The 17,826-nt window shown below is 63.6% G+C and carries 19 protein-coding genes; 9 read left to right on the top strand and 10 right to left on the bottom strand.

Annotated elements, in window-relative coordinates; genetic code table 11:
• Positions 1–40: 40 nt before the first annotated feature.
• The 3 genes from HSRCO_RS06710 to HSRCO_RS06700 are packed head-to-tail and all read left to right on the top strand — an operon-like array spanning position 41 to position 2,321.
• Positions 41–1,039 (top strand): MBL fold metallo-hydrolase, encoded by a 999-nt coding sequence (locus HSRCO_RS06710; RefSeq protein ID WP_259519668.1) that lies wholly within the window; start codon positions 41–43, stop codon positions 1,037–1,039.
• 42 nt (positions 1,040–1,081) lie between these two features.
• Complete coding sequence (locus HSRCO_RS06705; protein ID WP_259519667.1) at positions 1,082–1,639, top strand: thioredoxin family protein; 558 nt, start codon at positions 1,082–1,084, stop codon at positions 1,637–1,639.
• Between the two features lie 16 nt (positions 1,640–1,655).
• Positions 1,656–2,321, top strand: a complete 666-nt coding sequence (locus tag HSRCO_RS06700) for an O-methyltransferase (protein ID WP_259519666.1) — start codon at positions 1,656–1,658, stop codon at positions 2,319–2,321.
• Between the two features lie 6 nt (positions 2,322–2,327).
• Here the strand turns inward: HSRCO_RS06700 and HSRCO_RS06695 are convergent, their stop codons facing one another.
• From HSRCO_RS06695 to HSRCO_RS06675, 5 genes are all read right to left on the bottom strand, one after another.
• On the bottom strand, positions 2,328–3,110 hold the full coding sequence (locus tag HSRCO_RS06695; protein WP_259519665.1) for a winged helix-turn-helix domain-containing protein: 783 nt from the start codon (positions 3,108–3,110) through the stop codon (positions 2,328–2,330).
• 233 nt (positions 3,111–3,343) lie between these two features.
• On the bottom strand, positions 3,344–4,591 hold the full coding sequence (rbcL, locus tag HSRCO_RS06690; RefSeq protein ID WP_259519664.1) for a type III ribulose-bisphosphate carboxylase: 1,248 nt from the start codon (positions 4,589–4,591) through the stop codon (positions 3,344–3,346).
• Between the two features lie 60 nt (positions 4,592–4,651).
• A complete protein-coding gene (locus HSRCO_RS06685) occupies positions 4,652–5,482 on the bottom strand; it encodes a class 1 fructose-bisphosphatase (protein ID WP_259519663.1) in 831 nt (276 codons plus the stop codon).
• The gene (locus HSRCO_RS06680; protein WP_259519662.1) at positions 5,479–6,273 is read right to left on the bottom strand and encodes a class I fructose-bisphosphate aldolase; all 795 of its coding nucleotides are present in this window, start codon (positions 6,271–6,273) and stop codon (positions 5,479–5,481) included. Before HSRCO_RS06680 ends, HSRCO_RS06685 begins: the two co-directional genes overlap by 4 nt.
• Positions 6,274–6,363: 90 nt before the next feature.
• A complete protein-coding gene (locus tag HSRCO_RS06675) occupies positions 6,364–6,990 on the bottom strand; it encodes a hypothetical protein (RefSeq protein WP_259519661.1) in 627 nt (208 codons plus the stop codon).
• An 83-nt stretch (positions 6,991–7,073) separates the two neighbouring features.
• Between HSRCO_RS06675 and HSRCO_RS06670 the strand changes: the two genes are divergently transcribed.
• From HSRCO_RS06670 to HSRCO_RS06655, 4 genes are all read left to right on the top strand, one after another.
• Positions 7,074–7,931, top strand: coding sequence for a 3-hydroxyacyl-CoA dehydrogenase family protein (locus HSRCO_RS06670; protein ID WP_259519660.1), 858 nt, complete (start codon positions 7,074–7,076; stop codon positions 7,929–7,931).
• Positions 7,932–8,073: 142 nt separating this feature from the next.
• Positions 8,074–9,216, top strand: coding sequence for an acyl-CoA dehydrogenase (locus tag HSRCO_RS06665; protein WP_259519659.1), 1,143 nt, complete (start codon positions 8,074–8,076; stop codon positions 9,214–9,216).
• A gap of 56 nt (positions 9,217–9,272) precedes the next feature.
• The gene (locus tag HSRCO_RS06660) at positions 9,273–10,439 is read left to right on the top strand and encodes a thiolase domain-containing protein (protein ID WP_259519658.1); all 1,167 of its coding nucleotides are present in this window, start codon (positions 9,273–9,275) and stop codon (positions 10,437–10,439) included.
• On the top strand, positions 10,436–10,822 hold the full coding sequence (locus tag HSRCO_RS06655) for a Zn-ribbon domain-containing OB-fold protein (protein ID WP_259519657.1): 387 nt from the start codon (positions 10,436–10,438) through the stop codon (positions 10,820–10,822). The genes HSRCO_RS06660 and HSRCO_RS06655 overlap by 4 nt, the downstream gene beginning before the upstream one ends.
• Here HSRCO_RS06655 and HSRCO_RS06650 read toward each other — a convergent pair.
• From HSRCO_RS06650 to HSRCO_RS06640, 3 genes are read right to left on the bottom strand one after another with little or no spacing between them, the layout of a single operon-like run.
• Positions 10,799–11,737: an alpha/beta fold hydrolase gene (locus tag HSRCO_RS06650; RefSeq protein ID WP_259519656.1), complete on the bottom strand. Its 939-nt coding sequence runs from the start codon at positions 11,735–11,737 to the stop codon at positions 10,799–10,801. The genes HSRCO_RS06655 and HSRCO_RS06650 overlap by 24 nt on opposite strands.
• A gap of 25 nt (positions 11,738–11,762) precedes the next feature.
• Positions 11,763–12,743 carry a methylmalonyl Co-A mutase-associated GTPase MeaB gene (gene meaB / locus HSRCO_RS06645; RefSeq protein ID WP_259519655.1) on the bottom strand — a complete coding sequence of 327 codons (981 nt, stop codon included), beginning with the start codon at positions 12,741–12,743 and terminating at the stop codon, positions 11,763–11,765.
• 1 nt (position 12,744) lies between these two features.
• Positions 12,745–13,158 (bottom strand): cobalamin B12-binding domain-containing protein, encoded by a 414-nt coding sequence (locus HSRCO_RS06640; protein ID WP_259519654.1) that lies wholly within the window; start codon positions 13,156–13,158, stop codon positions 12,745–12,747.
• 185 nt (positions 13,159–13,343) lie between these two features.
• Here HSRCO_RS06640 and HSRCO_RS06635 point away from each other — a divergent pair, with 185 nt between their 5' ends.
• A complete protein-coding gene (locus HSRCO_RS06635; protein WP_259519653.1) occupies positions 13,344–14,090 on the top strand; it encodes a GNAT family N-acetyltransferase in 747 nt (248 codons plus the stop codon).
• A 262-nt stretch (positions 14,091–14,352) separates the two neighbouring features.
• Positions 14,353–15,078, top strand: coding sequence for a hypothetical protein (locus tag HSRCO_RS06630; RefSeq protein ID WP_259519652.1), 726 nt, complete (start codon positions 14,353–14,355; stop codon positions 15,076–15,078).
• Between the two features lie 129 nt (positions 15,079–15,207).
• On the opposite strand, the gene HSRCO_RS06625 is transcribed toward HSRCO_RS06630, so the two are convergent.
• Positions 15,208–16,917, bottom strand: a complete 1,710-nt coding sequence (locus HSRCO_RS06625) for a methylmalonyl-CoA mutase (RefSeq protein WP_259519651.1) — start codon at positions 16,915–16,917, stop codon at positions 15,208–15,210.
• A gap of 84 nt (positions 16,918–17,001) precedes the next feature.
• A complete protein-coding gene (locus HSRCO_RS06620; protein WP_259519650.1) occupies positions 17,002–17,808 on the bottom strand; it encodes a CBS domain-containing protein in 807 nt (268 codons plus the stop codon).
• Positions 17,809–17,826: the final 18 nt, after the last annotated feature.

Raw genomic sequence — 17,826 nt, 5'->3', positions numbered from 1 at the left:
GACTGAAACCCTCATAATAGTTCGGAGCCAACGGGGACCCGTGCAGCACATCCAGTTGACGAACAACGCGTTCGAGGGACGCAACAGCGTCTACCTCGTGGGGAGTGACGACGACGGACCGACGACCCTGGTCGATACTGGTGTGGCGACTGGCCCGGTCCGGGAGGAACTGGAGAGCGCGCTCGAGGGACATGGCGTCGCATTCGCAGACGTAGACCAGGTGCTACTGACCCACTGGCACCACGACCACGCGGGTCTCGCGGGCGAGATACAGGCGGCAAGTGGTGCGACGATATACGTTCACGAGGCCGATGCACCCATCGTCGAGGGCGACGAAGCGACGCTCGACGCGCTGAACGAGCGACAGGAACGCTATTTCGAACAGTGGGGAATGCCCGACGACGAGCGCGCCGAACTCGTGACCTTCCTCGACCATCACGAAGGCCTCCGCGGCGTCCCAGCCGACGTCACGAGGGTCACCGATGGAGACGTAGTGGACGTCGGCGACCACTCGATGTCGGTCGTGCATCTACCGGGCCACGCGGCGGGTCTCGTCGCGTACGTCTTCGAGCGCGAAGGACGAACCGAGGGGTTCGTCGGCGATGCGATCCTGCCGAAGTACACCCCGAACGTGGGCGGTGCCGACGTCCGCGTGGACGCACCGCTGGCCAGGTACCTCGACAGTCTCGACCGTATCGTCGACCTCGACCTCGACCGGGCGTGGCCGGGACACCGCGGGCCGATATTCGCCCCCACGGAACGTGCCCGAGATATCGCCCGCCACCACGAGTACCGAACAGAACGTGTAGTCGACGTCGTCCGTAACGCCGGACCCCTGACCACGTGGGAGGTCAGCGACGCCCTGTTCGGTGATCTGGAGAACATCCACATCCTCCACGGCCCTGGCGAGGCCGACGCACACCTCACCCATCTCGTCGACGCCGGTATCCTCTCGGAGGAAGACGGCCGTTACGAGATGGCCGACGAGACGCTCTCCTCGACCGAGGTCGTCGAACGGGCCAACCTGGCCAGTCGCTGAGCGGCCCCAATAGATTTTGCCGCCGCACCCGAACGTGTCTCTATGGCAGAAGAATCGATCCAGGAACTCTCGACGGGTGACCCTGCCCCGGAGTTCTCACTGCCCGGCACCGATGGCGAGACGTACACGCTCTCTTCGTTCGAAGAAAACGACGCACTCCTCGTCGTCTTCACGTGCAACCACTGTCCGTACGCGAAAGCGAAGATAGACGTGTTGAACCGACTCGCCGGGGACTACGACGAGGTCGCAGTCGTCGGCATCAATCCGAACGACGAGACGGCGTATCCCGACGATTCCTTCGAACGAATGCGGGAACTGGTCGAAGATGAAACGATCCAGTACGACGCCTACCTCCGCGACGAGGACCAGACGGTGGCAACAGAATACGGTGCCGTCTGCACGCCCGACCCCTTCCTCTTCAGGAACGATGACGGTGAGTTCGTGCTGGCCTGGCAGGGTCGGCTCGACGACGCGCTCAACCCGGACGACGAACCGAGCCAACACGACATGCGAGAGGCCATCGAACAGGTCCTGGCCGGTCGGCCCGTGGACAAGGCGTTCCTCCCATCCAGAGGGTGCTCGATCAAGTGGCGAGACTGATCGTGGGGTCAGGTAGATGACAGACATCCTCGCTGACCCGGTCGGAGCATTGCTGGAACTCGGAAACGGTGACCTCGATCCGGTCGTCGAGTCGATGGAGGCCTACGCGCGCGAACAGAATTTTCCGATCGTCGGGGCCGACGTCGGCCGGTTTCTCCGGGTCGCGGCCACCATGGTCGATGCGGAGCGGGTCTTCGAATTCGGCTCGGGCTTTGGCTACTCCGCTGTCTGGACGGCGAGTGCGTTGCCCGACGACGGCGAGATAATCCTCACCGATTACGACGAGGAGAACCTCGACCGGGCACGGAAATTCGTCGAGCGTGCGGGCTATGGCAAGCAAGCGAGCTTCGAGGCTGGCGATGCGATGACCGCATTCGCGAAGACCACGGGACACTTCGACGTCGTACTGATCGACCACGAGAAGATCCGATACGAGGACGCCTTCGAGCGGGTCGCTGATCGGGTGACCGACGGCGGAATCGTCGTCGCGGACAACATGATGGACGGACCGGTCGACCCCGAACACGTCTATGGGGCACTGGCCGGCGAGGACCCCAAAGACGATAGGACCGCAGGAATCGTCGCATACATCGAACGAATCCGTGAGGACCCGGACTTCGAGTCCGTCCTCGTGCCGCTGGGGCAGGGCATCGCGGTCAGCGTCAGGCGTCCATCGCGGTGAGACTAGTCAGTCCATCGGCGCAACGAGCGTGGCGTTCGCTTTCGTCCGCTGATAGAGCTCTTGTGCCCACTCGACGGCTACGCGGCTCTCCGAGCGGATGAACCCGGTCACACCCTGATCTCCGTACGTGACTATGGAGACCTCCGTCGTGTCCGTCTCCCCGATCTTCAGGCTGTACGGCGGTTCCGCGGACGTCTCGAAGATGGTGAGCCGCCCCGTGGACAGGGCATCGTTCATGGATTCCCAGTAGGTCGCGAGCAGTTCGTCGAGAACCGACGACAGGACGACGAGTTCCACATCCATCTCGTGGTCGACGACCTGGTTGTGGTAGAATTCCACGTACTCGGGAAGGAGGGCCGTCGCGATGCTCTTCACCGTCGATGCGTCCTCGAGGAACTGCTGTAAGCCGACGATCGGACGATGTGGCGACTGCCGATTGGCGTTGATGATGTCCGCTCTTTCGAACAGTTCGAACGGAATCTTCTCGTCGGATTCCTGTGAAGAGACGAGCGGACGGGCCAGATCGAGCCCCTCCAGACCGGTCCTGAACTGGCGGTACCCGTCGAGTGCGATGCGTCCGAGCAGCGTCAACCTGACCCCATCCATTCCCCGAACGACGATTGACTCTTCTTCGAGTGAGCGCACTGCCCGGTCGATGGTCGATCGAGAGACGCCGAGGGACGATTCGAGTTCATTTTTCGTTCGAGGGTCGTCGGTGAGCGCTTCCAGAAGGTCGTACCGACGAGAGAGGAGACCGATCAAACACTCGACATCGTCACAACCCATCATACTGCCATGGTTGGTGTCGTCAGAAAAACCCATCGGTGTTATTTAAATGGCCGACACATTTTTATATGAAAACCGATCACTGACGAGAGCGTCAGTAAGTGACCTAATTATACGCCAGCATCTATGTTGAAGTGGCGGGTGGCTTGCCACCGGCTGTGCCTCTGACAAGCCTCTGGCGGGTTTCCGCCGGGGCATTTCGTACGGCGGACTGTTCGATAGGGACGGGGAGTGCCCTATCGTGGGGAATGGGTTCCCCACTGGTCGAGTGCCACCGCGAGTTCGTGGTGATCGTCCGCATATTCGGTCGGTTCGATCCCGTCTTGATACGCGTCTACGGCCTGTCTGAACGCCCGAGCGCCCGCCTCGGTGCCGTCGGGATGACCGTGGACGCCACCACCAGCCTGAACGATGACTTCCGTCCCGATGCGGTCCAGGAGCGGTTCGACCGTCCCGGGATGCAGGCCGCCGGAGGCGACTGGCACCACGTCGTTCATGCCGAACAGATCGCTGGCCAGCCAGTCGTTGATTCCGGCCGTGTCCTCGTTATCCAGTTTGCCGAGGTTCGCGGTTCCCGTGTGAATGTGATCGACACCGACGAGCCGTGCGACCTGCGCGAGGACTCGCATCGATACCCCGTGTGATTCGATACGGTCGAACGCTGCGTGCATCGCGCGGTGGGCGTGGATCGCCATCCCGAGGTCCTCGGTGTGTTCTCTGACCGACTGGACGGCCGCCCACCCGGTCGTGATGACGTCGACCATGACGAAGCGACCGCCCTGATCGGCGACGAGGTCCGCCCGGCGTTTCATCTCGTCGACGTCGGCGGTGATATTTACGAGGTAGTCCTTCCTGTCACCAGTTTCCTCCTCGGCGCGGTCACGCATCTCGAAGGCACGTTTCACCCGCTCCTCGAACCCGTTGAACGACTGGTTCGTCAGGTTCTCGTCGTCCTTGAGGAGGTCGATACCACCGACCCACGCCCGATAGCCGACCTCGGCGTGGTCGGCCGCGGAGAGTCCCACCTTGGGTTTCGGTACCGTCGCCAGGGCCGGGCGGTCGGCAGCGTCGAGAAATCGTGACTTCACCGACGAGCCGAACTGCGGGCCTCTGAAAGAATCGACGAGGGCCGCCGGCCACTCCACGTCCCGGAGACGGATGGTGTCGACCGCCTTCATCCCCATAATATTCCCAGCGATACAGGACAGCACCTGCGCCATGTTACCCCCCTCGAACAGCTCGAGTGGATAGGCGACCGTTATCTCCCCGTCGCCGATTTCGAAGGCCGTCGCACTCAGGTCGGTTATCTCGTCGGTAACGTCGAGGGTCGCCCACGTCCCGTTCGAACTCTCGGAAGCCACGCGACCGGCCGCGTCCACCATGTCGAGTCCGTCGGCCGGAGCGACCGCGAACTCACAGACGAGATCGCCGCCGGTCGGTTCGTAGTCCGTGTCGACGAAGTCATCGTACGATATCCCGGGCATTACCCCAGGAGATACGTCGGCGAGTGAAAAGAACGTTCGGGGAATCGATCCGGGCGTCGGTTACACCGTCGCCTCGAGACGGTCGACGAGGTCGGCGTTGCCGACGAAAACCGGGGTCCGTTGATGCACCTCGGTCACCTCGACGTCGAGCAACGACCGTGTCCCATCCGAGGAGGAGCCACCGGCGCTCTCGACGATGTACGCTATCGGCGCGCCCTCGAACAGGATCCGGAGTTTTCCCGAGGAACGCGATTGCAACATCGGGTAGGCGAAGATGCCGCCGTAGGTGAGTACCTGGCTCACGTCCGCGATCATCGCCCCGCCGTATCGGAGTTTCAACTCCCCTTCGATGGTCTCGACGTAGTCGGCGACGCCCGCCGGCCAGTCGGGGACCCGCCCTCCGAATCCATAGACCGTCGGCTCTTCGGGGAGGGCGATTTCGCCCACGTCCCTGCGGTCTCCCGCTTCGACAACGTATTCGGTGGTCGATCCGTCCCGAGCCACCACCATCGTGGTGATCGGCCCATAGAGCACGAATGCGGCGGCGACGAGCGAACGGCCAGTCGTCGGGAGGTCGTCGTCGTAGACTCCGACGACCGTCCCCATCGGGTTGTTGGATCGCAGGTTGGACGATCCATCGAGTGGGTCGACCGCCACGAGGTAGCCGTCGCCGACGTTCTCGACTTCGTCTCGTTCTTCGCTGGCGTAGGCGCCGACCGAATCGACCGCGGCGAGACGGTCGCCCAGGAGTTCGTCGGCCCAGACGTCGGCGGCGAGCTGGCGTTCACCGCTGCGGTTCTGTTCGTCGATCTTCGTGCGTCGGCCCGGTAGCCCGGAGCGGATCTCCGGCGCCGCCGTGGCGACGACGTCCAGGATCTCACTGACGCTCATTCGAGATACGTGAGGGCCTCGTCGACGCTCTGCTCCTCGAAGATGAGGGCCTCGAGGGCGTCGAGCATCGCCATCGAGTTCTCGCGCTGCCAGACGTTCCGCCCGACCGCGAGTCCACTGCCGCCCGCCTGGAGAACCGCGTCCACGCTCTCGAGGAACGAACGGTCGTCGGTCTTCGACCCACCGCTCATCACGACCTTGACGGGGCCGGCGGCGTCGACCGCCCACTCCATCGCCTCGGGGCTCCCCGGGTACTTGATCTTCGCCACGTCGGCGCCGAGTTCGAGCGCTAACCGGGAGGCGTAGGCGATGACGCCATCTTTGGTGTCGTTTTTCACGCCCTGTCCGCGCGGGTACGACCACATCACTACCGGGAGGTCGTGCTCGCGGGCGCTCTCCTGGGCGTCGCGGAACTCCTCGGCCATCTCGACCTCGTTGTTCGACCCGCCGTAGAGGGTGAAGCCGATGGCATCGGCACCGAGGTCGGCGGCATTGTCGACCGTCCAGTTGACCGCACTGTCGTACTCGCCCATCCAGAGGTTCGAGGTCCCGTTCACCTTCGCCAACAGACTGACGTCGTCCTCGTAGGAGGGGTAGTACGCTTCGGCGATGCCCTTCTGGACCGCAAAGGAGGTCACTGCGTCGTGGGTGGCGATGTCCCAGACGGTCTCCGGGTCCATCGTCTCTGGGACCGATTCGAAGTCGGTCGGACCGTGTTCCAACCCGTGGTCGTACGCGAGGATCAGTATCTTGCCGTCCCGCGCCAACGGCGAATCTGCAAGAGGTACCATGGTGAAAAACTGTGGAGACGCGTATAATAAGCTAACTGAATGTAGAGACGAGTGGGCACTCCCAGGGTGGAAAAATCAGTTCGTCTCTCCTCAGCGTATTCGGGACCGCGCCGCGTCCCGCCACACACGTATCGTCTCGACGTCGATATCGAGGGATTCCCCCACGTGCTCGGGGTTCGCGGTCGCGAGTCGGCGAACCGACGTGATACCGGCATCGGCGAGCAGGACGGCCGCCGTCTGATCGATCTCCTCGAGATCCGAGACTGGCGTCGGAAGACTGGCCTCTCGCCACGCAATTTCGTCGGTCTGAACGTCGTCGGTCGCGGGATGGGTCGGCCACGACCGGGACTGCCAGAGCGATTCCGCATCGATGTCGTCACCCCGGCCGTCGGTACTCGCCGTCTCGGTCGGCGATTCATCCTCCCAGGAGCCCGAACTCGCGGCGACCCAGGCGCGTTCGTCGTCCTGGAGGCCGCGAACCTGCTCGGCCCGCTGGTCGAGATCCTCGCCACCGGACATCGACCAGGCGAGCGAATGTTCGCGCCGGATGCGAGCCGCCACACCGGGATTGACGCCCGAGCGGATCATCTCGGCGTGAGAGACCCGCCGTTCGACGACGTCCGTGGGCGTGATCGCCGCCTCCTCGAGGACGTCAGCCGTGGCCGGACCGATGAACTTCAACGCCTGGAGGTCGTCGGGGACGTTCCGGGATGTCACCGTATGGGGCGATACGTCCCGAGGTGCTTCAGTGTTTCCCGTTTTCGGCAGTGCTAAGGGCTCGGCCCCCACAACTCCCCGATATGCGCGGACTCCAATCAGTTGACACGATCGGCGTCGTCGGTGCGGGAACGATGGGCAGCGGCATCGCCCAGGTGGCGGCGGCGAGCGGATACGACGTCATACTGCGCGACATCGAGCAGGACTTCATCGACAGCGGATTCGAGTCGATTCGTTCCAGTCTCGATCGGTTCGTGACCAAGGAGGCGATGACCGAGTCCGAAGCCGACGACGTGGTCGATTCGATCACCGGGACGACCGAACTGTCCGACCTCGCAGCGGCAGACGTGATCGTCGAAGCCGCTCTGGAGGACATGGAAGTGAAACAGGATATCTTCAGTGACCTCGACGACGTCGTGCCCGAGGACGTCGTCCTCGCGACGAACACGAGCACGCTCTCGATCACCGCCATCGCGAGCGTCACCGACCGGCCCGAACTCGTCGTCGGATTGCACTTCATGAACCCGGTCCCCATCATGGACGGCGTCGAACTCGTCGTGGGCGAGAAGACCGACGACGACGTCGTGCAGTTCGCCCACGACCTCGCCGCGGACCTCGGGAAGGAGACCTGGGAATCCGACGACAGACCCGGGTTCGTCACCAACCGGATCCTCATCCCGTGGATCAACGAGGGGATCCGCGCCTACGACGAGGGCGTGGCGTCGAAAGAAGACATCGACCGGGGCATGAAACTGGGGACGAACGTTCCGATGGGACCGCTCGAACTGGCCGACCACATCGGGCTCGACATCTGTCTCGACGCTAGCGAAACACTCCACGAAGAACTCGGCGACCGGTACAAACCCGCCTATCTCCTGAAACGAAAAGTCGAGGCCGGCGACCTCGGCAAGAAGACAGGAACCGGCTTCTACGACTACTGACCCGGTCGTCGGACGGCCCAGATAGGTTGCTGGAACCTGCCAGGACACCGATCCGGGGACGGGTCGTGTCACGGTCGCATGGATCTCCAGACCTCGGGACAGGACAGGAAAACTAAAGGAAAGACGGTGGGAGATTTTGGATATGGATCTCAGTCTGACCCCCGAACAGCGCCAGATTCGGGAGATGGTCCGGGAATTCGTCGACGAAGAGGTCGTTCCGGTCGCCGCCGACATCGACGAGACCGACGAGGTGCCGTGGGACCTCATCGAGCAGATGGGCGAACTGGGCCTGATGGGAATGCCGTTCCCCGAGGAGTACGACGGGGCCGGCCTCGATTACCACGCCTACGCGCTCGCACTCGCGGAGATCGCCAGGGGGAGTGGCGGTCTCGGCACCATCGTCGCCGCACACACGAGCCTCGCGGGCAACATGCTCTACCAGTACGGCTCCGAGTCGCAAAAAGAGAAGTTCCTCTCCCCACTCAATCGCGGGGACGACATCGGTGCCTTCGCACTCTCTGAGGCGGGTGCGGGTTCCGACGTTCCCGCGATGACCACGACGGCCGAACGGGAGGGAGACGAGTACGTCCTCGATGGGGGAAAACTCTGGATCTCCAATGGATCGATCGCGGAGACCGTTACGGTGTTCGCGAGGACCGACCCCGAGGCGGGCCACCATGGAATCTCCTCGTTCGTCGTCCGTCCCGAGGAAGACGATGGCTTCTCCGTCGAGAACACCGAGCACAAACTCGGCGACAAGGGGTGTCCCACCGCGGAACTCCGCTTCGACGACCTCCGTCTCCCCGCAGACCGGCTGCTCGGCGAGGAGGGTGACGGATTCATACAGGCACTCGAGACGCTCAACGCCGGCCGGATCACCATCGCCGCACGGAGTGTCGGCATCGCCCAGGCGGCCCTCGACGAAGCCCTCGAATACGCCCAGCAACGTGAGCAGTTCGGCCAATCCATCAGCGAGTTTCAGTCGATTCAACACAAACTCGCGGACATGGACACGAAGATTCAGACGGCGCGGCTGTTGATGCACCAGGCCGCCCACAACAAGATCGAGGGCGAGCGGTTCATCAAGGAGGCGGCACAGGCCAAACTGCACGCCTCGGAGGTCAGCAGAGAGGTCGCGAACGAGGCGATCCAGATCCATGGCGGGTACGGGTACACGAAAGACTTCCCCGTCGAACGGTTCTACCGGGATGCGAAACTCAACGAGATCTACGAGGGGACGAGCGAGGTCCTCCGGAACACTATCGCCAACGAACTCCTGGACTGACCGACGTCGACAGGATTTTCGTATCCCTTTTACCCGTTCTTTCCGTAGGTGAATCTATGGATTCCGTGCGAATCGCTGGCGTGGGACTGACCCACTTCGGCGAACATCCCGAACGGACGAGTCGCGATCTCTTCGCCGAGGCGGGGCTCGCCGCGCTCGACGATGCGGGTATCGACCCCGACGACGTGGCATCGGTCTTCTACGGAAACTTCATGGGAGAACTCGCCGAGCATCAGGGCCACATGGGGCCGCTGGCTGCCGAGGCCCTGGGTATCGACGCGCCGGCCACCCGGTACGAGAGCGCGTGTGCGTCCAGCGGCGTGGCCGTCCGCGAGGCCGTGAAGAACGTCCGGTCGGGTGAGAGCGACGTCGTGCTCGTCGGCGGCGCCGAGCGCATGAACAACCTCGAGACCGCGGAGACGACCGAGTCGCTGGCCATCGCCGCGGACGACCTCTACGAGGTCCGGGCGGGGATGACGTTCCCTGGTGCGTACGGCCTGATGGCCGACGCGTACTTCGAGGAGTACGGGGGCGGTCGCGAGGATCTCGCACACATCGCGGTGAAAAACCACGCGAACGCCGTCGACAATCCCTACGCCCAGTTCCGTTACGAGATAGATATCGAGGACGCTCTGGACTCCCCGCCGGTCGCCGAACCGCTTCACCTGTACGACGCCTGCCCGATCACCGATGGGGCGGCGGCCCTCGTGGTGGTGAGCGAGAAGTACGCCAAAGACCACGACCTCGATGCTGCCGTCGCCGTCACGGGTACCGGCCAGGGTAGCGACAAAATGGCGCTCCAGGACAGGACGACGATGACCGAGACGCCGGCGGCGGCCGATGCCGCCGAGGAAGCCTTTACAGAGGCCGGCATCGACGCCGACGACGTGGGCCTCGCCGAAGTCCACGACTGTTTCACCATCGCAGAAGTACTCGCACTCGAGGCGCTCGGCCTGTTCGATCCCGGCGAAGGGATCGGAGCGGCCCGGCGCGGCGATACGCTTCCGGACGGGGACGTCCCGGTCAACCTCTCCGGCGGTCTCAAGGCCAAGGGCCATCCGGTGGGAGCCACCGGCGCTGCACAGGTCGTCGAGATGACGCGGTTGCTCCGCGGGGAGCATCACAACAGCGAATACGTCGAGGACGCCACCGTCGGCGTCACACACAACGCTGGTGGGACCGTCGCGAGCACGGTGGTCCACGTGCTGGAGGTAGCGGAATGACCGAACGCGTCCGCGATGCTGGCTACGACGACTTCGTCGATTCGCTCGAGGACGGAGCGGGCTACTACCTCCAGTGCGCGGAGGGACACGGCTCACTACCACCCCGGCGCGTCTGCCCACACTGCGGCGATCGGGACTTGACAGAGAGGGCCCTCCCGGAGACCGGCGAGGTCGTCGCGCACACCGTCGTCCACGTCCCGACACCGCGGTTCATCGACGACGCCCCGTACATCACCGCCGTGGTCGATTTTGGCGAGGTGCAACTCACCGGACAGGTCGTCGACGTCGAACCCGACTCGATGACCGACGGGATCAGTGTCTCGCCGTCCGTGAGCAGAACCGAGACCAACGACGACCGCTTAATCGTCTTCGAGTCCCGGTAACGAGGGGGCGATCGCCTCGAGGAATTCGTCCGGATGTTCGTCGTGTGGCAGTAACCGACTCCGATCCAGGACCACGAGTCTCGCATCGACAGCGTCCGCCAGGTCGCGACCAGCGGCCAGTCGAGGGGTCACGGACTCTCGACCCCAGACGAGGGTCACCGGGCCGTCGAAGGCGGCCAGCGACGTTTCGAGCGGTTCTGACGGGTCGAGGAATCCGGCCAGTGCCGCGGTAGGCGCGAACCGGGCGTTCCGTCGATGGGCACTCCAGTACTGCGCTTCGACGATGTCCTCGGTCACCGCATCCGGGTCGTAATACGCTACTTCCCGGTCGAAGTACCGAATGGCTGGTTTCGAGACGAGGAGCGCGAACGCCGCATCCCCGAGAATCGGCGCTCGGACGAGCTCCCGGACGACTGTTGATGGAGCGGAGCCGGTCTCGTCGATGGGATTGACCAGCACCAGCGAAGCGACATCGGCCTGTGCGGCGACGGTCGCGACCAGTGAACCGGTAAGCGAACTCGCGACAACGATGGCGTCGTCGGCGACCTCCGTGAGGAAATCACGGATGAGCGCCGCGTACAACGACCCGGAGTATCTGATGGCAGGACGGTCCGAGCCACCGAATCCCAGGAGGTCCACGGCGATCACGTGATGGCGACCCGCCAGCGACCCGAAGATACCACGGAACTCCCGATTCGAGGCCGTCGGATGAAGGCCGTGCAGGAGGACGACGTCCTGGCGGTTGGGATCGCCGGCAGTGACGAACGAAACGTCGAAACCGCGCCACCGAAACGTTTCGCGGTCTCCGTCGACGGGGGGATGGGTGGGTTGGACCCGGCTGGAACGGAGTCGGTTGGCTGCGGCAGCCGCGACGATACCGCCAGCCAGGATCCCGGCTATCGATCGGGTTCGCATACGAGATCTGTCGGTCGGCGTCCGCTTAGCCATTGTGCCGTTCGACACACTCCTCGAGCGGTTCGACGATGTCCGCTGCGATCGCGTACGGGTCTGTCTCGTTCGCTTCGACGGCGTCGACGAGAGCGTCCATCCCGCCCGCGTTCGCTATCTCCCGTTCGAGCAACCCGGACGCATCGTCCCGGAGGAGCGTCCTGATCTCTGCGGCGTACCGCTCACGTCGTCGCTCGGAGAGTTGGCCGGTGCGTTCGAGCCACGTCGTGTGGGCCTCGAACGCCTCGAGCAGGTCCTCGAGCCCCGTCCCGTCGGTCGCGACGGTCTCGACGATGCGGGGGTCCCAGTCGTCTTCACGTCGGTCACGCATATCGAGCATCTGGCGGAGTTCCTGGACGGTCTTGTTCGCCCCCGCCAGGTCGGCCTTGTTGACCACGAAGACGTCGCCGATCTCCAGGATCCCGGCCTTGAGCATCTGGACGTCGTCGCCACTCGACGGTGGGACGAGAACGGCGACGGTGTCCGCGGTCTTCACCACGTCGACCTCGTTCTGGCCGGCCCCGACCGTCTCGACGAGGACGACATCCTTCCCGAACGCGTCCAGTGCTTTGACTGCATCAGCGGTGGCCGTCGAGAGTCCACCGAGGTTCCCACGGGCACTCATCGAGCGGAAGAAGACGTCCATATCGCCCGCTGTCGCCGCCATACGGATCCGATCTCCCAGCACTGCGCCGCCGGAGAACGGCGAGGAGGGGTCGACGGCGATGACGCCGACGGTCATCCCTTCGTCTCGGTAGTACTCCGCGAGTTTGTCCACGAGGGTCGACTTTCCGGCCCCTGGACTCCCGGTGATGCCGATAACCACTGTGTCGCCCGCGTGCCTGTACAGTGCCGAGACGAGGTCACGGTACCCACTCGACCGGTTCTCTATCGTCGTGATCGCCCGCGCGAGCGCTGCGTGGTCCCCAGACAGGAGGTCCTCGACGAGTTGCGGACTGGTGGGTGTCGACATCTTACCGGTCGACGTGTTCGCGGACGTAGGAGATGGTCTCTTCCATCGGCGTCCCTGGGCCGAAGATGGCGTCGACGCCTGCCCCCTCGAGCGCCGCTCGATCCTCGTCCGGGATGATACCGCCGACGAGGACGAGCGTATCCTCGGCGACGCCGTACTCCTCAAGCCCCTCGATGACCGCGGGGACGAGCGTCTTGTGGGCACCGGAGAGGATGGAGATGCCCAGGACGTCTACGTCCTCCTGGACGACCGCCTGGACGATCTCGTCGGGTGCCTTGTGGAGCCCCGAATAGATCACCTCGAATCCAGCGTCGCGGAAGGCGCGAGAGATCACGTGGGCGCCCCGGTCGTGACCGTCGAGGCCGACCTTGGCGACGAGTGTCCGGATTTTCCGCTCGGTCTGCGTCTCGCTCATACTGGAAAATCGTCGGTGGAGGCTTTCACTCTAACGGAAAACCATTACAATTAATTTGGATTACACCAACCAGAGTTGTCGTTCTCGGTCGCGAACGGACTACCGCCTCGCCCGGACACCCAGAACACCGGCTGTCGATTCAAATCTCAGGTGGGTATTTGTGACATTAGTCACAATGAAGCCGTATGGACGTTCGCAACGCGACGCCGGCGGATGCAACAGCGATCAAGTCGGTCGCCAGAAAATCGTTGCTCGGATCGTACACCGGAGCCCTCGACGACGACACGATCGAGGAGGCAGTCGAAGAGTGGTACGGTGGGGACCGCCTGCAGGACCTCCTCGAGCAGGAGACCGAACACTTCCTCGTCGCCGAGACTGACGACGACGTCGTCGGATTCGCCGAACTGACGGTCTCCGACGCGACCGACGTCGGCGCCATCCAGTGGCTCCACGTCGATCCGGAGTACCGCGAGGAGGGCGTCGGTTCGGCACTACTGGAGGCCGCCGAAGTGGACCTCCTCGACCGAGGGGTCGCTCGCGTAGAGGGAGCGGTGCTGGCCGCAAACGTAGACGGCATCAACTTCTACGAGGACCACGGCTACGTTCGCGGCGCCGATCAGGAGACGACTATCGCGGGTGACACCTTCACCGAACGGCGCTACCTGCGGTTCCCCGAGGGCGAACCCGCAGCGCTCATGGAGGCCAAACAGACCGACGAGGGTACCTACTACGTCGCCCTCGACGAACACGAGATCGGCTCGCGCGGGGACTTCTACGTCGCGTACACGGACGTCGGTCGGAACGAACGCTACGGCTACTACTGCGACAGCTGCGATACCATCAACACCTCGATGGACTCGATGGGCCGAATCATCTGCAACGACTGCGGCAACAAGCACAAAGCCAGCCGCTGGGATGCGGCCTGGCTCTAATCGGTCGCCATCGGTTCGACTCGATACCGTAGAGCGAGAACGACTGCATGCAGTCACCGTCTTGCCGGCGGCATGCCCCACGGCGACCACGGATCCGACGCCACCGCGACGGGTACCCTGGCGGTTCTCCGGAACGGCGCCCCGCCGTCTCCTTGCACGGTCCAATTCTGGTCAGTGACCGATAGCTGACGAACATGAAAGTTGCACGTTACCGAGGGCTAATGATACGATTTACAATCTGTCGTGGCTGCATCGTTCGCGCATGACGACAATCCCACGGCGACGATTCGTCCTCTACGCGAGTGGTGTGTTGGTCACACTCGCTGGCTGTAGTAGCAACGGCGGTGATGGTGCCGACGGATCCGACGGCGAGGACGGTAGTGAGGGTGCCGACGATGGCGGCGAAGAACCCACGAGCGCAGACGGGGCGGGACAATCAGACGACGGCACGGCTCCCCAGCTCGGAGAGACCATCGAGTTCCCGGATTCGTATGCGATGACGGCGACGATATCGATGGACGGAGAGAGCACCGAAATGGACGGACGGTTCTACCAGGGAGACGTATACTGGCAATTCGAACAGGACGGACAGCAAATGGAATGGTACCGTATCGGCGATGCGAGCTACGTCGTCACCCAGGGCCAGTGCTTCCGCGGGACGATACACGGCGGAATGAACGAGGACGCGACCGACCCCGAGGGATTTTCGTCGGACGCCGCTGCACACCCGGATATCGAACCGGTCGGGAGAGACACGATCGACGGGGACGCGGTATGGGTGTACGAAGTACGGGCGGACGATGCCGCACCATCGGGGGAGGTCATGAAATACTACGTGTCGACCGACACCGGGTATCCCCGTCGCATCGAATCGACATCCATGCAGTGGGACTTTCACTCGTGGGGCGACGTCGATCCCATTCAGGCGCCGGACGGGGATTGCCAAGAGATGCCCGGTAGCGGAATGTCGACGACTGGCGGGTACTGAGCGCGCTCGACATGTCCCGGCCCGTCGATCGTCCTTCTCTCGGGCCCTTCGCGACGATGGTCTTTCCGGGCACCGCTTGACGCGATCGCGGGCACCTCCACGAGGAGGAAAAGACTGCCCGCCGCTCGATCAGGCGACGCCGAGGGTCTCCTGATAACTGCCGTATTCGGTCTCGAACACCGTCATGATCTCACCCATGGTCGCGTAGGCCTTCACCGCGTCAACGATGTACGGTATCGTGTTCTCGTCTGACCGGATCGCCCCCCGGAGCGACTCGAGAGCTGTCTCGACCGCTTCGTCGTCGCGGTCCTCCTTGACCGACTCGAGGCGGTCGAGTTGGCGTTCGCGGGTGGCTGCTTCGTCGACCTTGAGCAATTCGACGTCGTCGGCCTCGTCCTCGGCCTGTTCGTAGGCGTTGACTCCCACGACCGTTTCCTCGCCCTCGTCGACGCGTTCCTGGTACTCGTAGGCCGACTCCTGGATCTCGCGCTGGAAGAATCCCTCCTCGATACCGGTCAGGACGCCATCGCGGACCGACCCGCCACCCATCTCCCGTATCTCCTCGATGTAGGCCATCGCCTTCTCCTCGACCTCGTCCGTCAGCGCCTCGACCGCGAACGATCCGCCGAGAGGGTCGACGATGTCCGCCGCCCCGGACTCGTCGGCGATTATCTGCTGGGTGCGCAACGCGACTCTGACGGCCTGTTCGGAGGGGAGCGCGTGGGCCTCGTCGTAGCTGTTCGTGTGGAGACTCTGGGTTCCGCCAAGCACCGCCGCGAGTGCCTGGATGGTCACCCTGACAACGTTGTTCAGCGGTTGCTGGGCCGTCAGCGACTGGCCGGCGGTCTGGGTGTGGAACTTCAGTCGTTTCGACGCCGCCGTTTCGGCCCCGTACCACTCGTCCATCACGTGGGCGTAGATGCGTCGGGCGGCCCGGAACTTGGCGACCTCCTCGAACAGCGAGTTGTGTGAATTGAAGAAAAAGGAGAGCTGCGGGGCGAACTCGTCGACGTCGAGACCACGATCCATCGCGTCTTCGACGTACGCGAACCCGTCGGCGAGCGTGAACGCGAGTTCCTGGATGGCGGTGGATCCGGCCTCGCGGATGTGATACCCGGAGATCGAGATCGGATGGAACCGCGGCGTCTCCTCCGCACAGAACTCGACGACGTCCGTGACGAGGTCCAGCGAGGGCTGTGGGGGGATCACCCACTCCTTCTGTGCGATGAACTCCTTGAGCATGTCGTTTTGCAGGGTGCCCCGGATCTCGTCGCGGGAGACCCCCTTCTCGTCAGCGAGCGCGACGTACATCGCGTAGATCACGGGCGCCGAGGGGTTGATCGTAAAGGAGGTCGATACCTCACCGAGATCGATACCGTCGAAAAGCACCTCCATATCGGCGAGCGTGTCCACGGCGACGCCCTCCATCCCGACCTCCCCGAGGGACATCGGGTCGTCGGAGTCGATGCCCATCAACGTCGGCATGTCGAACGCGGTCGAGAGGCCCGTCTGGCCCTCGTCGATGAGGTAGTGAAACCGCTCGTTGGTCGCTTCGGCGGTACCGTATCCCGCGAACTGACGCATCGTCCAGGGTCGCCCACGGTACATCGTCGGGTAGACGCCGCGTGTGTAGGGTGGTTCCCCGGGGAATCCGAGGTCTGCGTCGTAATCGAGGCCGGCGACGTCCTCGGGCGTGTAGAGGCGGTCCACCTCGAGGTTGGAGACCGTCGCGAAGCGGTCGGCACGCTCGCCATGGGCATCGAGGAACGGATCGAGTGTCTGCTCGGTCCACGACTCCCGCGCCTCGCGAATCGCTTCGAGGTCGTCCTCGTCGAACATAGTCGTCTAATTCTGCCTGACAATCTATTAAGGTTCGTATCGAATCCAATCGCCCCGGAGACCGCCTTGGGCGCTGTGGACCGGTCACTCGTTCAGTCGTTCGATCGTCTCCATGAGCGGATGTCTGGCGTAGTCGACGATCGAGATATCATCGAGATGCTCCAGCCCCTCCTTTTTGGCCGTTTTGGCCATCCCCAGGTCGACGCGTCGGTCGAGGACGATAACGTAGGCGTCCATCTCGTCAATTCCAGCCTGCTGGGCTGCCATTACGCGATGGTGGCCGTCCGCCAGCAGCAACTGGCCCGCGTTGTCGATGACGACGAGTGGCTCGGTCAACCCGCGATCGAGTTCGTAGCTTCGCCCTTCCAGTTCGTCCGCGTAGACCTTCCCCTGTGTCGGCGTCAACCTCGACAGGTCGATAGTCCGTCGCTCCTCTCGGGCCTCGATACCGTGGATCGATTCGAGCGTCCGCTTGAGTTTCCCCACCTTCTCGGGGGTTGCCCGTTCGATCTGACTCCGGATGACGTCGGCATTGGAGATGATTCCGACCAAATTCCCGGCGTCGTCGACCACTGGAAGTTTCTGGATGCCCGACCGCAGGATGACGCGAGCGGCGTCGGTCACCTTCATCTCCGGGTGGGCCACGATGAGTTTGTCGCTCATCACCTTGAATATCGGCTCGCGCTCGTCCTCGAGCAACAGATCGCGGGCACTGACGAACCCGCGCACCTTCCGCCCTTCCGTCACCGGAAATCCGTTGTGATCGTCGCTCTCGACGATCCGCGTCGACACCTCACGTACCGTCTGATCCGGTGAGACCGTCGACACCTCCCGAGTCATGTAGTCTTTGACCCTGGGTTTCCCACCGTCGTGATCGAGGGCCTCGTCCATCGGTGCCGTGTATGCGCG

The sequence above is a fragment of the Halanaeroarchaeum sp. HSR-CO genome (genome assembly GCF_024972755.1).
Taxonomy (GTDB): Archaea; Halobacteriota; Halobacteria; order Halobacteriales; family Halobacteriaceae; genus Halanaeroarchaeum.
Note: the sequence above shows the minus strand (reverse complement) of the source record. Positions and strands in the feature narration are given on the sequence as shown.

Coding starts and splice junctions, on each gene's coding strand:
- HSRCO_RS06705 (WP_259519667.1), top strand. CDS start 1,082: ATGGCAGAAGAATCGATCCAGGAACTCTCGACGGGTGACCCTGCCCCG.
- HSRCO_RS06700 (WP_259519666.1), top strand. CDS start 1,656: ATGACAGACATCCTCGCTGACCCGGTCGGAGCATTGCTGGAACTCGGA.
- HSRCO_RS06695 (WP_259519665.1), bottom strand. CDS start 3,110: ATGATGGGTTGTGACGATGTCGAGTGTTTGATCGGTCTCCTCTCTCGT.
- rbcL (WP_259519664.1), bottom strand. CDS start 4,591: ATGCCCGGGATATCGTACGATGACTTCGTCGACACGGACTACGAACCG.
- HSRCO_RS06685 (WP_259519663.1), bottom strand. CDS start 5,482: ATGAGCGTCAGTGAGATCCTGGACGTCGTCGCCACGGCGGCGCCGGAG.
- HSRCO_RS06680 (WP_259519662.1), bottom strand. CDS start 6,273: ATGGTACCTCTTGCAGATTCGCCGTTGGCGCGGGACGGCAAGATACTG.
- HSRCO_RS06670 (WP_259519660.1), top strand. CDS start 7,074: ATGCGCGGACTCCAATCAGTTGACACGATCGGCGTCGTCGGTGCGGGA.
- HSRCO_RS06665 (WP_259519659.1), top strand. CDS start 8,074: ATGGATCTCAGTCTGACCCCCGAACAGCGCCAGATTCGGGAGATGGTC.
- HSRCO_RS06660 (WP_259519658.1), top strand. CDS start 9,273: ATGGATTCCGTGCGAATCGCTGGCGTGGGACTGACCCACTTCGGCGAA.
- HSRCO_RS06655 (WP_259519657.1), top strand. CDS start 10,436: ATGACCGAACGCGTCCGCGATGCTGGCTACGACGACTTCGTCGATTCG.
- HSRCO_RS06650 (WP_259519656.1), bottom strand. CDS start 11,737: ATGCGAACCCGATCGATAGCCGGGATCCTGGCTGGCGGTATCGTCGCG.
- meaB (WP_259519655.1), bottom strand. CDS start 12,743: ATGTCGACACCCACCAGTCCGCAACTCGTCGAGGACCTCCTGTCTGGG.
- HSRCO_RS06640 (WP_259519654.1), bottom strand. CDS start 13,158: ATGAGCGAGACGCAGACCGAGCGGAAAATCCGGACACTCGTCGCCAAG.
- HSRCO_RS06635 (WP_259519653.1), top strand. CDS start 13,344: ATGGACGTTCGCAACGCGACGCCGGCGGATGCAACAGCGATCAAGTCG.
- HSRCO_RS06630 (WP_259519652.1), top strand. CDS start 14,353: ATGACGACAATCCCACGGCGACGATTCGTCCTCTACGCGAGTGGTGTG.
- HSRCO_RS06625 (WP_259519651.1), bottom strand. CDS start 16,917: ATGTTCGACGAGGACGACCTCGAAGCGATTCGCGAGGCGCGGGAGTCG.
- HSRCO_RS06620 (WP_259519650.1), bottom strand. CDS start 17,808: ATGGACGAGGCCCTCGATCACGACGGTGGGAAACCCAGGGTCAAAGAC.